The following is a 12,707-nucleotide window of genomic DNA, read 5'->3' as shown; positions in this document are numbered from 1 at the left end:
TTTCATTATAGATGATATGGAACTTTTTTTCTACAACAAAATAGGCTCCATAATATCTATAGGGGATTTACCCACTACAAATATTATAGAGCCAAAAATATTAATACTGCAGGATTGGCAATTAATAAATTGGGAACAAATAACATAGTGATCAATCTGTTAATACCTGTAAAAATATTATATGGATACTTAGAAATTCCAATATAATTCAAAAATACATCTACTTTTGAAAATTTAGTTGGGAACCAAAATGAACTAATCGTTATTAGAAACCAAATTGAATAATATATAATACAACCACACATTAAAGAAAGGATATAAAATAATATTTTTAATGAATTTAAATGTACATTTAAATTTCCATAACTTATAAAAATGATCGCAAGACCAAAAAAAGTATTCACGAATTGAACTAAATTAAATGATCTAAAAATATAGAACAACTGAGTATCAAACGGCCTCAATAAAATTTGATCCAAGTTACCACTCAAAATATCTGATTCTAAAATTCCCATACTTCTAATTAACAATCCCATCATAACTCCATCTACAATAGTGTAGGAACCTACCAAAAATAAAATTTGATAATAGTTCCAACCATTAAAAGAGTCTATGTTTAAGAAAATCAATCTAAAAAATACAATAGGTAAACCAATCCACAGTATCGACGAAAATAGACCACAAAAGAAGTCAAAATGAAAATTCATATCAGATTTAAAACCAAAATGAAGTAGCCTAAAAATTACTTTTATTCTAAACATTTTATCCTCCCACATTTGAGAAGTGCTCCACTCCTTTTCTCAATATGAATCTTAATATAATATAAAAAATGATGCACCAAATCAATTGAATACAAATAATTCTCAAATAGTCTATTAATTTATATGTATCATTACTAAACATCTGAAGCGGTTCATATACTAAGTATTTAAAAGGTAATACATCTAAAAACAGACGAAAATTATTTGAAAAAAAAACTTAAAGGCAATAATATTCCTGATAAAAACTGAATTACTATTTCTTTAACAGTAAGGACAAAAAATATATTTTCTAACCAAAAAGAAAGCATACCTACACAACATGATATTAAAAACCATAGAACCATAGATAGAATAATTGCAATACTTCCTAAAATAAGAATTTCAATGGTTAATAACTCATTCTTGTAATAAACACTGGAGAATAAAATGACAGGAATGATGATAAATAATAAATGAGCAAGCCTATCTCCAAGCATTTTACAAAAATAATACTTATAAAAAGTAACAGGTTTTATTAATATGCTAAAAAAATTTCCTGAATGAACATCGTCATTGATTTCCCAATCAACTGGATAAAAAACAAAATATGAAAAAATTATAGTCCCCAAATAGTATTGAACCATTGAGGTAAAATCATATCCTGCTATATTTATCTGGTTACTCTGATATATATACGTCCATAAAAATACTGATATCATAATTTGTATACTTGCCTGTAACATTAACAATAGTACACTTGATTTATAGTTCAAAATAGATCGAAATGATATCAGAATAATAGACATTTCTTTTTTCAATTGTGCTCCTTTTTTGTAAAATAGTTTTGTAAAATAATTTCTTCTAAAGAAAGATTTGATATTTCAAAATCTTCTATATCTACAAGCTTATTGATTGATTCTAATGTCTCAAAGACAAAATCTCTAGGTATTTTTAGTATACATTCCGATTTTGTTTGAGAAATGACTACTACTCCTTTAACAGAGCATAACTCTGGTACCAAATCTAATGTCATTTTTATCTTTAAATATTTAAAATCAGAAAATTTAGATAAAATAACATCCATTGACTCCTGCAAAATAATTTTTCCTTTGTCAATGACGATTAATTCGTCACAAACAGACGAAATATCATCCATATCATGACTCGTTAAAATAATAGTAGTATGACATTCTTCATTCATTTTCTTTAAAAATGTTCTGATATCTTTTTTAGACTGTATATCTAACCCTATAGTAGGCTCGTCTAAAAATAATATTTCCGGACTTGTTAAAGATGCCGCGATAAACTCCATTTTCATTTTTTGTCCAAGAGAGAGGGTCCGGACCTGCTGGTAAAGCTGATCTTTTACATTCAACAAATTGCTTAATTCCTGAATTCGTTCTTGTAAAATCGCCGGTTCTACCTCATATAAAGTACCAATCAATTGAAAATAATCCATAGCCGAAACATCTTGAAATAACTGTAATTTATTTCCTACTACTATTGAAATTTTTTTTCTAAAATTTATACTTCTTTTAAATGGAATTTCTCCATTCACTTCTAATTTTCCGGAACTAGGATAAAGAGTCCCAGTCAACATTTTAATCGTTGTGGATTTACCAGCTCCATTACTCCCAATAAAGCCAACTATACTCCCTCTCTTAATCGTAAAACTAATATCTTGAACAGCTCGAATCGTTATTTGATTACGTTTCAAAAATCTCTTGATAAATGGGAGTCTTGAATCAAAATTATAAAAATTTTTAGATAAATTCTGAGCATTAATAACTATTTCACTCATATATCTCTCCTTTCGATAAAATATATTTACTTGTACTTTTTCCATACTTTACCAAAATGCTAAAGATTGAGCTAAAATCTTCGGGATGGGTAAAATAATATTTGTCTTTAAAAAGTTTCTCAAAACCTTCAAGGCGATTATTGAAATCATTAAATTTTGTATTGTCTAGCTGGTTGAATGTCTCTTTAATATCCATAAACTTTCTCCGTGATTCTTTATTTCACTTTATAAATAGAAGAGTGTCTATATATTTATAGATTCTCAAGAACTTGCATTTTATCAAGTATAAGTAGAATAGTATGTAAGGGTTTACATATTCATATTATATGATTGTTTAAGGAATCCGTCAATTTTCCACATTATTATATGACAAAATGTATTTTTTAAAAATGCAAAAATCTATGAGCAAGATGTTTGACTTCCTTTTTTAAAGTATATATACTTATATTAACCTTAGAAAAGAAAAAATGTTTGAACAGATATTCAATAATAATTACTTTTTTTAAAATTAAAATTCGAACTTTAAATTTTTATCTTTTTTATATTATTGAGTAACCTAAATTGCCCAATTTGTAAAATTTAGCTAGACAAAAAAAGACATCCAAGAGAAATTTCTTAAATGTCTGTAAACGTTGATATAAGCGTGTTGATTTACGTTTTGATAATTGTGATGCTTTACGAGCTTTCTTAAGACCTGGTTTGGAAAGTATGAATTTCAGTTGGACTAAAAACAGCGTAATATCAAGACTTTTCTCCGCTTTTATAAAAGCGTTTTTCCAATCAAATTCAACTAATTTTATCTAAATGGTGTGGATTTTACCCCCAAAATTACAGAGAATGGAGCTGATAAACACTAAACGTTCACACCATTAGTTAAATGATTTTTTTCATCATTTTTCTTAGATGATAGAACTTCTAATTTATTTCTTATTCAAGCAAAAACAACCTGCTATAAGTAAGAAAGAGGAAGATACAAGAAAAACACGGCGTAAAAACCGATTCAGTTCATTGTCCTCAATCCTTGTCTGCTTCATTTTCTTTTACGAGATCGTTTTGTGAATCTTTTTCAGAGAGTTTTTGATCAATATACTTGTCAATGTTTTCATAAAATTCCTTGGTCGCTTCACTATCTAATGTTGGCGAGTTCTGAACTTGATTCACTTTCAATTGAACAGATTGAATACCGTAAGAGGCTTGTTTTTGGTGGAGTGTTTCTAATTCTTCTTCTGAAATCGGATCTCCAACAACCGTCAAGACCAATTCATTGTTACTTGACTTGTAGACTTGATTAATAACCGTATAATTGGCGAACTCTTTTCCTACAAACTGTTTGATCCCTTCTTTGCGCGCTTGTTCTATTGTCAGAGTAACTGCCGAATAGCTAGCTGGAAGAATCAACAATACAATCAAAGAAATCAAGCCAATTCTCATTTTAATGCTCAGCTCTTTAAATGAAGTTAAAGGAGATTTTCTCATCAAAATTCTTGTTCCAACAATGTTGGCTAGCATGATAAAGACACAGTTGATCAAGAAAAGATAGAGAGCCCCCAATAAAAATCGTACATTCCCATTAGCTAAACCATAGCCAGCAGTACAGATAGGCGGCATCAAAGCTGTAGCAATGGCTACTCCTGGCACGATATTGTTTGCTTCTTTTTTCCTTGAACCGATCACACCAGCAATCCCACCAGCAATAGCAATGAGAACATCCCAAATGGTTGGAGAGGTTCGTGCGATCAACTCGCTACTTGCATAAGACAAGGGAGAAATCCAGAAATACAGAGTCGAGACAAGCAAACTGACCAACACTTGAGTCAATAAAACCTCTAGAGATTGCTTGATTAAACGCGTATCAAAAATAGCTAAACCGAATCCCAGTCCAACAATCGGTGTCATGAGAGGTGAAATTAACATGGCTCCAATAATAACAGCTGTTGAATTCATATTTAGACCGATAGAGGCAATAAAAATTGCACACATCAAAATCGCTGTATCTCTCAATCGAACATGAAGGTCATCGTATAATTTCTCACGGTATTCCCGTGTTGAATAATTGGCAGTCATTTGTCCTCTCCTCTTTCCTTATTTAAATCGGTATAATAATTAATAATAACAGCTGATAAACAGCCAAAAAATATGAGCCCATAAATCGTCAAGAAGACACTGGTAATCCTTCCAATCAAGGTCACAGCTAGGAGATCCCCGTAGCCGACAGTCGTCGAAGTCACAAAAGCATACCAAAGACCGTCTCCGTAATTTGTGATAGCAGGTTCAACTAGGAAAAGCACGCCTCCTGACCCAAAAACAAAGGTCACAAAACTCAGAGCAAACCGAGTAAAACCCGTAACCTGTATAATATGCCATAACATTTTTAAACGTCTCATTTGTTCTCCTTATTCATACTAGCTCCTGACCGAGCCGTTTTTTCCAATAATCAAAGTGAAGATAGGACATGATCTCCATCAGAGAAAGATAGACAAACTGATAGATCTGATTTAAGCTGATTATCAACTGATATTGTTTGAAAAATGACTGGAAGAAAGACCAGATATGACTGTCTTGAATCAGTCCCTTCTTAACATCAGACAGGATATTAGCTAAAGCTCCCAAGGACTGAAACGGTAAATCCTTGACATTTATATAGATCCGGTCCACCACATCATTCAGACTGGTATCTTGGATGGCATGAAATTCTCCAAAGAGAACTCCTGCCGCTCCAAGAGTAGAAACAAATTCCACCAAATAATTTCTGAGGAAATTTTCTCAACCTTTTCCCATAATGTGTTTAGTGCCATCCATAACGATCCCAACCAGAAAAAGGAAAGAAAACAAGCAAAGAAATTTTGCCGTAAATCCCAAAAAGCTTCAAGACTTGGTGTTGTTGGTTTTTCTAACTCTAAAATCAAGATGGTCATAATAATTGCTAGAACAGCATCTGTCAATGCAATTAATCTATCTTTCTTCATCAGATTACATCGCCTTTCATTTTGTAGCATTCTATCTCATCGTATAATATTTTTTAATCTTAAATATTAGATATTCATTTCATACTTTGAGTACAAACAAGATACACTAAAAAAACATGTATCTGTCATATCTTATTTAACTTTAGAAATATTCATCCATCTAATCAATAAATATATCATATTTCACAATAAATGACTACTATCAAAGATACATTTTCTTTCAAATTCCTCCCTTTTCAACTTGGCTAACTTGACCTGCATTACCTAGGTCGCTTTGCTTTAAATTATACATTTTTCTTAAACATTTGATACGAGTAGGTATTTCTTGTGAGTAATTTTCATCAAAAAATTTCATAGATAAGTCCTATATATAATCATGGTAGAGTAATAAAAATAGTTGTTATCCTAGTTGATTAAAAAAGTCTTTGATTTCCTCATCTTTTATAAAATAATATATAATTTTCCCCTCTCTTCTAGTGTCCAAGATGTTTTGATTGGCTAGTTTACGAAGATGGTGGGAGGCAGATGCCATACTGAGATTTAATAAACAGGCTATATCGCAGACACAGAGTTCTTCGACGGCAAGGAGATAAAAGATGATATTTATCTGTTTATTATCGGTAAATTTTGATAAAATGCAAAGTGATTTTTGGACTTTTTCCTTTTCAAGGTAGTTCGTTGCGGTTGTAACATTTTGTTGATTTATAACATCCACTTGACAGATACTATCTTTTTTCATAATTTTTTCTCCTAGCCGAACACAGTCCTTAGCATGTCAAAAACGTTGTTTTCAATCAGAATATACATCCCCAGTCCTAAATAAACAACGGCAATAAACCATCTGCTATATTTTTCCAAAGTTTCTCCAACAGAAGGGACTTGTGCCAATTTTTGGGCAGAAAAAACCAAGAGATAAATCATGACTAGAAAGGTAAGTAAAGTCACAATCAAATTCGCTAAATTTAAGGTAATAAAATATGGGACAAAAACACCAATATTGTCAGCACCACAACTTGCAAAAGTAATCATAGCGACTAGAAAAATCAGGTTTTTATCATCTTTGCGCAAACTATCTTTTGCAATAGCTTCTCCATCAGAATCTCCTAAAAGCAAAACTTTGAGTCCTAGGAAAATTGGAATCAAACCGAGCAAACCTAAAATCTCTTTACTAGGAATATAATTTAATACAAATGCAAAAAGTAAACTTAGCAATATTAGACTAACAGAGCCTAGAAATTGTCCTAAATAGATGTTAATGATGTCCTTTCTGCTTTTTCTTTTGGCAAAAAATAACATTAGGATAATAAGTAAGTCTACGGCTGTCCCAGAATACAGGATTATTGAAGTAACAACATTTTGAATCATAAAACACCTCATTCAAATATATTTTTTAATGTATTCTAACATTAAACTTTGTAGATGTCAACTTCAGCTCCATCAAAGTATAGATAAGAAGGTAGTGTACCAAACATTAAAAAGCCCTGTCATCGAAATGATAGCATGGCTCAACTTCAATATCCAGATGATATATTTATCTAAAAAAGGTAGAGAAAAAGGTAGAGATTGGACTGAAATATAGTGAAATGTATTAAAATTGAAAAAAGAAAAAACGCTTGAAATCAGAGTTTTTCTTATGTATTGATTCGTATTGAATGCTTACTTCACTTCTGTAAAAATTAACTTCTACACCTACAAAGCTTATTCTGACAGACTTTATAAGAGTCTAAGAAAAAAAGTAGAGATCCATACAGTATCTAGATTTTCCAAAAATTCTTTATCATCAAATATTATTAACGAAACTATCCAAATCAAATCCGATGCATTGCTTCAAAGAATTCTTTAGTTGTTTGACTATCGAGGGCTTTTATTAAAAAAATTTTTCAAATAATTGTCACCTTGGCACATAAATTCTTGCTTTCCAAATTTAAATGTGATATATTTGTAACATAAAATTTAAGTGTTATATATTTATAACACAAAAAAGGAGTCTATCATGAAAAAAAGTCAAAAAATGCGTGGCCTCATTGCAATGATTGCCGTAGCTCTCTTTATTGATTTTATTGTTTTATTTGGTTCTAATCTTAGTTGGGAACCCAAGTTAGTTATTACTGGTATTTCAGTGTCAGGTCAAATTGTAGCTATTTGGAGCTGGATACATATGAAACCACGACCTCATAAGAGTCAGAAAGATAAGGGGAAGATTATTTTTGACTTGTCTGCTAAGCTTTACTCGATACTTATTTTTGCAGCAAGCATTTTTTATACAGTAGGGATTTGGGTTGCGACCCCAAGCGTAAGTTCTGATATTAAAGAATGGATTTTGGGAATTGGCCTCGTTATTGAAGTGATTTTATTTGCTTTTTTCTGTTTGAAAAATGTCAAGGAAACTCCGGACGAACGCTTTTATGCTAATTTAGCCAAGGCAGCTAGCTTGATGTTTGTTTTTATACTAGGCGCACTGATGATCCTAGCAGTTATCATTGGGTATATGGGGTCTCTCACTCTTTACATGGGACAGATATTTTTTAGCATAGCTGCCTTGATTTGCATCTTTGCGGTTGTCTATCTTATCTTGGAACGGAGAGGATAAGCATGGCCAAAGAAAGCAATATTATTACTAATCTCAAATCTGTTCGTGAGTCCACAGGCATGACCCAGCAGGAGTTAGCCGACCTCATCGGCATGCGACGCGAGACAATTCTGCACTTGGAAAATAACCGTTACAATCCTTCGCTGGAAATGGCTCTTAAAATTGCTCAAGTTTTTAATCTGAAAGTAGAAGACCTCTTTGAACTCAGACAGAAAGAGGAAGCATAATTCTTTTCGAAACCTAGTATTAAGTTCACTGATTAATTAGGAATTGAATCCAAAAGAAAAAATCCTTTGAAAATGTGCTCTTTTAAAATATAGTAATTCTTTCGAATTAACCTTTACTAATTGTGATGCTTTACGAGCTTTCTTAAGATCTGGTTTCCTAAGTACTTTGAGTATACTTATGGTATTGATGCCCCTAAACAAGCGACTTTCTGGTTGGCTTCCTCTTAAACTACCTTGTCACTAATATTTGAAATCCCCTTCCTTTTAAGGTACAATGGTAGAAATGAATTTTTGAAAGGATTCCCATGAAAAAACTAGCAACACTTCTATTAATCTCAACTTTTGCCCTAGCTGGGTGTAGCAGCATCCAACGTAGTTTGCGTGGTGATGACTATGTAGATTCTAGCTTGGCCGCTGAGGAAAGCTCCAAAGCAGCTGCCCAATCTGCCAAGGAGTTAAACGATGCTTTAACAAACGAAAACGCCAATTTCCCACAACTTTCTAAGGAAGTTGCTGAAGACGAGGCTGAAGTCATTCTCCATACAAGTCAAGGAGATATCCGTATCAAACTCTTTCCAAAGCTAGCCCCTCTTGCGGTTGAAAATTTCCTAACTCACGCTAAGGAAGGCTACTACAATGGCGTTACCTTCCACCGAGTGATTGATGGCTTTATGGTTCAGACTGGTGATCCAAAAGGAGATGGTACAGGTGGCGAATCCATCTGGCACGATAAGGACAAGACTAAAGACCATGGAACTGGTTTCAAGAGCGAAATCTCTCCATATCTCTATAACATCCGTGGTGCTCTTTCTATGGCTAATACTGGCCAACCAAATTCCAATGGTAGCCAGTTCTTCATCAACCAAAACTCTACAGATACCTCTGCTAAACTCCCTACTAGCAAGTATCCACAGAAAATCATCGAAGCCTATAAAGAAGGGGGAAACCCTAGTCTAGATGGCAAGCACCCAGTCTTTGGTCAAGTGATTGACGGTATGGATGTTGTGGATAAGATTGCCAAGGCTGAAAAAGATGAAAAAGACAAGCCAACTACTGCTATCACAATCGACAGCATCGAAGTGGTGAAAGACTAAGATTTTATACTCAATGAAAATCAAAGAGCAAACTAGGAAACTAGCCGCAGGCTGTACTTGAGTACGGCAAGGCGACGTTGACGAGGTTTGAAGAGATTTTCGAAGAGTATTAAATCTTAAAAACCAAAAAATACAGTACCCACATTTGGTACTGTATTTCTTTTATCCTCATTTTTAAGTTAGATTATTAAAATCCCAGATTTGGTCCATCCAGCCTTCATAAAAGTCTGGCTCGTGGCAGACCATAAGGATAGATCCCTTGTATTCTTTAAGAGCACGTTTGAGTTCATCCTTGGCATCCACATCCAAGTGGTTGGTCGGCTCGTCCAGCACTAAAACATTGTTTTCACGATTCATCAAGAGACAGAAACGAACCTTGGCTTGTTCCCCACCTGACAAGACCTGAATTTGACTTTCAATATGCTTGGTTGTCAAACCACAACGAGCAAGGGCTGCACGGACTTCTGCCTGGTTGAGAGCTGGAAAGGCATTCCAAACAGCCTCTAGTGGTGTTTGACGATTGCCACCTTCCACCTCTTGCTCAAAGTAACCGAGTTCTAGGTAGTCACCGCGCTCCACTTCCCCAGCAATAGGCGGGATAATGCCCAAGAGAGACTTCAAGAGAGTTGTTTTCCCGATACCATTTGCCCCGATAATAGCAACCTTTTGATTACGTTCAAAGGTAAGATTTAAAGGCTTGGTCAGAGGACGGTCATAACCAATCTGCAAATCCTTGGCTTGGAAGATAAAGCGCCCAGGTGTACGAGCCGATTTGAAATCAAAGGATGGTTTTGGTTTCTCACTTTGCAGTTCGATAATATCCATCTTATCCAATTTCTTCTGACGAGACATGGCCATGTTTCGTGTTGCAACACGCGCTTTGTTTCGGGCAACGAAGTCCTTGAGGTCCGCAATTTCTTTTTGCTGACGTTCGTAGGCAGCCTCTAGCTGAGATTTCTTCATGGCATAGACTTCTTGGAACTGGTAGTAGTCACCAGAATAACGCGTCAGCTGTTGATTCTCCACATGATAGACGATGTTGATAACGTCGTTCAGGAATGGAATATCGTGTGAAATAAGGACAAAGGCATTCTCATAGTTTTGGAGATAGCGCTTGAGCCAATCAATATGCTCAGCATCCAAGTAGTTGGTCGGCTCGTCCAAAAGCAAGATATCGGGCTTTTCAAGGAGGAGTTTAGCCAAAAGCACCTTGGTTCTTTGCCCACCTGACAAAGATGTTACATCTATATCCATGCCAAAGTCCATGACACCAAGAGCACGCGCCACTTCATCAATCTTTGCATCCAAGGTATAGAAATCACGACTCTCCAAACGGTCTTGGAGTTCGCCCACTTCTTCCATGAGAGCATCAACATCCGCTCCGTCTTCAGCCATTTCCATATAAAGGTCATTGATACGAGCTTCAGCTTTGAAAAGCTCATCAAAGGCTGTACGGAGAACATCACGAACAGATTGGCCTTCAGCAAGGACAGAGTGCTGGTCCAAATAACCAGCAGTCACATATTTAGACCACTCTACCTTTCCTTCGTCTGGTAACATTTTACCAGTCACAATGCTCATAAAGGTTGATTTCCCTTCACCATTGGCACCGACCAGACCGATATGTTCTCCCTTGAGGAGACGGAAGGACACATCTTCAAAAATTGCACGGTCACCAAAACCGTGACTCAGGTTTTTAACTTCTAAAATACTCATTTTAATTCCTTATCTTATTTTTATGTAATTGTTTATAGAGGAGCCAAGCCAAATAGCCACCCAAGGTATTGGTCCACAAATCATCAATCTCAAAGACGCGATTGAAATCAAAGAAAAAGTCCAAGACTAACTGCGTACACTCGATTCCAAGACTCACTAGAAAACTGAAAAAAAGAACTCTTTTTGTTTTCCTTAAATTCGGAAAGAGATAAAGGAGTTGAAAGATCAGAGGAAAAAGCAAGAAGACATTGAGGATATTTTGTAAAAAAATCCAATATAATTGTCCCATATCACTCACCTCACCTAGTTTCCAGAGAGAATTGAAAGGAGTCAAAAGAAAAACCAGGCGTCCAAGATGCTGAATACCTGGAGTTTCCACTCCCACGGGAGAATGTTCTTGAGGAGTAAAACAAAAGTAGACGATACAAATGCTATAGAAAATGACTCCCAAGACCAAAATATGATTATGAGTTTTCTTCATCATTAAGGATTGACTGCTGCGACTGCTTTCTGGCGGTCACGTTTCATTGTATTAGAACGCAATTGTCCACAAGCTGCATCAATATCAGTACCGTGCTCTTGACGAACAACACAGTTAACCCCTTTTTTCTTGAGCGTATCATAGAAGGCCATGACGCGCTCTTTAGGACTACGGCTATATTGGTCATGTTCACTAACTGGGTTATAAGGAATCAAGTTTACATAAGACAATTTCTTGATATTCTTGAGCAATTCAGCCAATTCCAAGGCTTGTTCTACACCATCGTTAACTTCATTGAGCATGATATATTCAAAGGTTACACGACGGTTGGTTGTTTTGATGTAGTACTCAATAGCTGCAAAAAGTTTTTCAATCGGAAAAGCACGATTAATCTTCATAATGCTTGAGCGCAATTCATTGTTGGGTGCGTGAAGAGAAACGGCAAGATTGACCTGAACTCCTTCATTAGCAAAGTCACGAATTTTATGGGCCAAACCTGAGGTTGAAACCGTAATGTGACGAGCACCGATGGCCATTCCTTTATCATCATTGATAGTACGAACGAAATTCAAGACATTGTTGTAGTTATCAAAGGGCTCACCGATTCCCATGACAACGATATGGCTGACACGCTCGTCCTGACCACGTTCATCGAAGTATTTCTGAACCAGCATGATCTGCGCTACGATTTCCCCATTATTGAGGTCACGTTGTTTCTTGATTAAACCAGAAGCACAGAAGGTACAACCGATATTACAGCCGACCTGAGTGGTCACACAGACTGACAAACCATAGTGTTGACGCATGAGTACAGTCTCGATCAACATACCATCAGGCAACTCAAAAAGATATTTAACGGTACCATCAGCAGACTCTTGCACGATACGCTGTTTCAAGGGATTGACCACAAACTGGTCATTGAGCTTAGCAATTAAATCTTTTGAAAGGTTGGTCATTTCTTCAAATGACTGCACACGTTTACGGTAAAGCCATTCCCAGATTTGATCAGCACGGAATTTCTTTTCTCCCTGCTCCAATACCCATTCCTGCATGGTTTGACGTGTTAAACTATAAATTGACGGTTTCATTTCT

General features: G+C 35.1%; 18 protein-coding genes and 1 pseudogene. 4 read left to right on the top strand and 15 right to left on the bottom strand.

Features of this window, described 5'->3' with window-relative positions; all coding sequences use genetic code 11:
• Positions 1-83: 83 nt before the first annotated feature.
• The 12 genes and pseudogenes from UKS_RS03765 to UKS_RS03710 all read right to left on the bottom strand — a co-directional run bounded on the left by UKS_RS03765 (position 84) and on the right by UKS_RS03710 (position 6,872).
• Entirely contained in the window at positions 84-761 is a 678-nt protein-coding gene (locus tag UKS_RS03765) for an ABC-2 family transporter protein (RefSeq protein WP_232049755.1), read from the bottom strand.
• 1 nt (position 762) lies between these two features.
• Positions 763-954 (bottom strand): hypothetical protein, encoded by a 192-nt coding sequence (locus UKS_RS09920; RefSeq protein ID WP_269472454.1) that lies wholly within the window; start codon positions 952-954, stop codon positions 763-765.
• Between the two features lie 7 nt (positions 955-961).
• Positions 962-1,558 (bottom strand): ABC transporter permease, encoded by a 597-nt coding sequence (locus UKS_RS03760; RefSeq protein ID WP_269472451.1) that lies wholly within the window; start codon positions 1,556-1,558, stop codon positions 962-964.
• Positions 1,555-2,541 (bottom strand): ABC transporter ATP-binding protein, encoded by a 987-nt coding sequence (locus tag UKS_RS03755; protein ID WP_003010129.1) that lies wholly within the window; start codon positions 2,539-2,541, stop codon positions 1,555-1,557. Before UKS_RS03755 ends, UKS_RS03760 begins: the two co-directional genes overlap by 4 nt.
• Positions 2,534-2,737 (bottom strand): hypothetical protein, encoded by a 204-nt coding sequence (locus UKS_RS03750; RefSeq protein ID WP_003010127.1) that lies wholly within the window; start codon positions 2,735-2,737, stop codon positions 2,534-2,536. The genes UKS_RS03755 and UKS_RS03750 overlap by 8 nt, the downstream gene beginning before the upstream one ends.
• Positions 2,738-3,555: 818 nt before the next feature.
• Positions 3,556-4,605, bottom strand: a complete 1,050-nt coding sequence (locus tag UKS_RS03740) for a DUF389 domain-containing protein (RefSeq protein WP_000126416.1) — start codon at positions 4,603-4,605, stop codon at positions 3,556-3,558.
• A complete protein-coding gene (locus UKS_RS03735) occupies positions 4,602-4,925 on the bottom strand; it encodes a potassium channel family protein (RefSeq protein WP_001253404.1) in 324 nt (107 codons plus the stop codon). The genes UKS_RS03740 and UKS_RS03735 overlap by 4 nt, the downstream gene beginning before the upstream one ends.
• A 13-nt stretch (positions 4,926-4,938) precedes the next feature.
• Entirely contained in the window at positions 4,939-5,280 is a 342-nt protein-coding gene (locus tag UKS_RS03730) for a hypothetical protein (protein WP_000397556.1), read from the bottom strand.
• Positions 5,262-5,507, bottom strand: a pseudogene (locus UKS_RS03725) (TMEM175 family protein); the annotation flags it as partial. The gene UKS_RS03730 and the pseudogene UKS_RS03725, both read right to left, overlap by 19 nt.
• A 220-nt stretch (positions 5,508-5,727) precedes the next feature.
• Positions 5,728-5,862: a hypothetical protein gene (locus UKS_RS09915; RefSeq protein ID WP_156011868.1), complete on the bottom strand. Its 135-nt coding sequence runs from the start codon at positions 5,860-5,862 to the stop codon at positions 5,728-5,730.
• Between the two features lie 45 nt (positions 5,863-5,907).
• Positions 5,908-6,246: a Cd(II)/Zn(II)-sensing metalloregulatory transcriptional regulator CadX gene (gene cadX / locus UKS_RS03715; protein WP_156011867.1), complete on the bottom strand. Its 339-nt coding sequence runs from the start codon at positions 6,244-6,246 to the stop codon at positions 5,908-5,910.
• Positions 6,247-6,257: 11 nt separating this feature from the next.
• Positions 6,258-6,872, bottom strand: coding sequence for a CadD family cadmium resistance transporter (locus UKS_RS03710; protein WP_332066881.1), 615 nt, complete (start codon positions 6,870-6,872; stop codon positions 6,258-6,260).
• Between the two features lie 28 nt (positions 6,873-6,900).
• On the opposite strand from UKS_RS03710, the gene UKS_RS09825 reads away from it, so the two are divergent.
• The 4 genes from UKS_RS09825 to UKS_RS03695 all read left to right on the top strand — a co-directional run bounded on the left by UKS_RS09825 (position 6,901) and on the right by UKS_RS03695 (position 9,418).
• Complete coding sequence (locus UKS_RS09825) at positions 6,901-7,086, top strand: FanG protein (RefSeq protein ID WP_232049754.1); 186 nt, start codon at positions 6,901-6,903, stop codon at positions 7,084-7,086.
• Positions 7,087-7,500: 414 nt separating this feature from the next.
• Positions 7,501-8,097, top strand: coding sequence for a DUF3796 domain-containing protein (locus UKS_RS03705; RefSeq protein ID WP_156011865.1), 597 nt, complete (start codon positions 7,501-7,503; stop codon positions 8,095-8,097).
• Positions 8,098-8,099: 2 nt separating this feature from the next.
• Positions 8,100-8,324, top strand: coding sequence for a helix-turn-helix transcriptional regulator (locus tag UKS_RS03700; protein WP_042769224.1), 225 nt, complete (start codon positions 8,100-8,102; stop codon positions 8,322-8,324).
• 305 nt (positions 8,325-8,629) lie between these two features.
• The gene (locus UKS_RS03695; RefSeq protein WP_156011864.1) at positions 8,630-9,418 is read left to right on the top strand and encodes a peptidylprolyl isomerase; all 789 of its coding nucleotides are present in this window, start codon (positions 8,630-8,632) and stop codon (positions 9,416-9,418) included.
• Positions 9,419-9,592: 174 nt separating this feature from the next.
• Here the strand turns inward: UKS_RS03695 and UKS_RS03690 are convergent, their stop codons facing one another.
• From UKS_RS03690 to rlmN, 3 genes are read right to left on the bottom strand one after another with little or no spacing between them, the layout of a single operon-like run.
• The gene (locus tag UKS_RS03690) at positions 9,593-11,134 is read right to left on the bottom strand and encodes an ABC-F family ATP-binding cassette domain-containing protein (protein WP_156011863.1); all 1,542 of its coding nucleotides are present in this window, start codon (positions 11,132-11,134) and stop codon (positions 9,593-9,595) included.
• Between the two features lies 1 nt (position 11,135).
• Entirely contained in the window at positions 11,136-11,618 is a 483-nt protein-coding gene (locus UKS_RS03685) for a VanZ family protein (RefSeq protein WP_049495204.1), read from the bottom strand.
• Positions 11,618-12,703, bottom strand: a complete 1,086-nt coding sequence (gene rlmN / locus UKS_RS03680) for a 23S rRNA (adenine(2503)-C(2))-methyltransferase RlmN (RefSeq protein ID WP_156011862.1) — start codon at positions 12,701-12,703, stop codon at positions 11,618-11,620. The genes UKS_RS03685 and rlmN overlap by 1 nt, the downstream gene beginning before the upstream one ends.
• Positions 12,704-12,707: the final 4 nt, after the last annotated feature.

It is taken from the genome of Streptococcus sp. 116-D4 (genome assembly GCF_009731465.1).
In the GTDB taxonomy this organism is placed as follows: Bacteria; Bacillota; Bacilli; order Lactobacillales; family Streptococcaceae; genus Streptococcus; species Streptococcus pseudopneumoniae_E.
Note: the sequence above shows the minus strand (reverse complement) of the source record. Positions and strands in the feature narration are given on the sequence as shown.

Bases quoted from the DNA above. Each gene is read 5' to 3' on its own strand.
- UKS_RS03740 (WP_000126416.1), bottom strand. From the start codon at position 4,605: ATGACTGCCAATTATTCAACACGGGAATACCGTGAGAAATTATACGAT.
- UKS_RS09825 (WP_232049754.1), top strand. From the start codon at position 6,901: ATGTATTCTAACATTAAACTTTGTAGATGTCAACTTCAGCTCCATCAA.
- UKS_RS03695 (WP_156011864.1), top strand. From the start codon at position 8,630: ATGAAAAAACTAGCAACACTTCTATTAATCTCAACTTTTGCCCTAGCT.
- UKS_RS03700 (WP_042769224.1), top strand. From the start codon at position 8,100: ATGGCCAAAGAAAGCAATATTATTACTAATCTCAAATCTGTTCGTGAG.
- UKS_RS03705 (WP_156011865.1), top strand. From the start codon at position 7,501: ATGAAAAAAAGTCAAAAAATGCGTGGCCTCATTGCAATGATTGCCGTA.
- UKS_RS03710 (WP_332066881.1), bottom strand. From the start codon at position 6,872: ATGATTCAAAATGTTGTTACTTCAATAATCCTGTATTCTGGGACAGCC.
- UKS_RS03735 (WP_001253404.1), bottom strand. From the start codon at position 4,925: ATGAGACGTTTAAAAATGTTATGGCATATTATACAGGTTACGGGTTTT.
- UKS_RS03685 (WP_049495204.1), bottom strand. From the start codon at position 11,618: ATGATGAAGAAAACTCATAATCATATTTTGGTCTTGGGAGTCATTTTC.
- UKS_RS09915 (WP_156011868.1), bottom strand. From the start codon at position 5,862: ATGAAATTTTTTGATGAAAATTACTCACAAGAAATACCTACTCGTATC.
- UKS_RS03765 (WP_232049755.1), bottom strand. From the start codon at position 761: ATGTTTAGAATAAAAGTAATTTTTAGGCTACTTCATTTTGGTTTTAAA.
- cadX (WP_156011867.1), bottom strand. From the start codon at position 6,246: ATGAAAAAAGATAGTATCTGTCAAGTGGATGTTATAAATCAACAAAAT.
- rlmN (WP_156011862.1), bottom strand. From the start codon at position 12,703: ATGAAACCGTCAATTTATAGTTTAACACGTCAAACCATGCAGGAATGG.
- UKS_RS03755 (WP_003010129.1), bottom strand. From the start codon at position 2,541: ATGAGTGAAATAGTTATTAATGCTCAGAATTTATCTAAAAATTTTTAT.
- UKS_RS03750 (WP_003010127.1), bottom strand. From the start codon at position 2,737: ATGGATATTAAAGAGACATTCAACCAGCTAGACAATACAAAATTTAAT.
- UKS_RS03690 (WP_156011863.1), bottom strand. From the start codon at position 11,134: ATGAGTATTTTAGAAGTTAAAAACCTGAGTCACGGTTTTGGTGACCGT.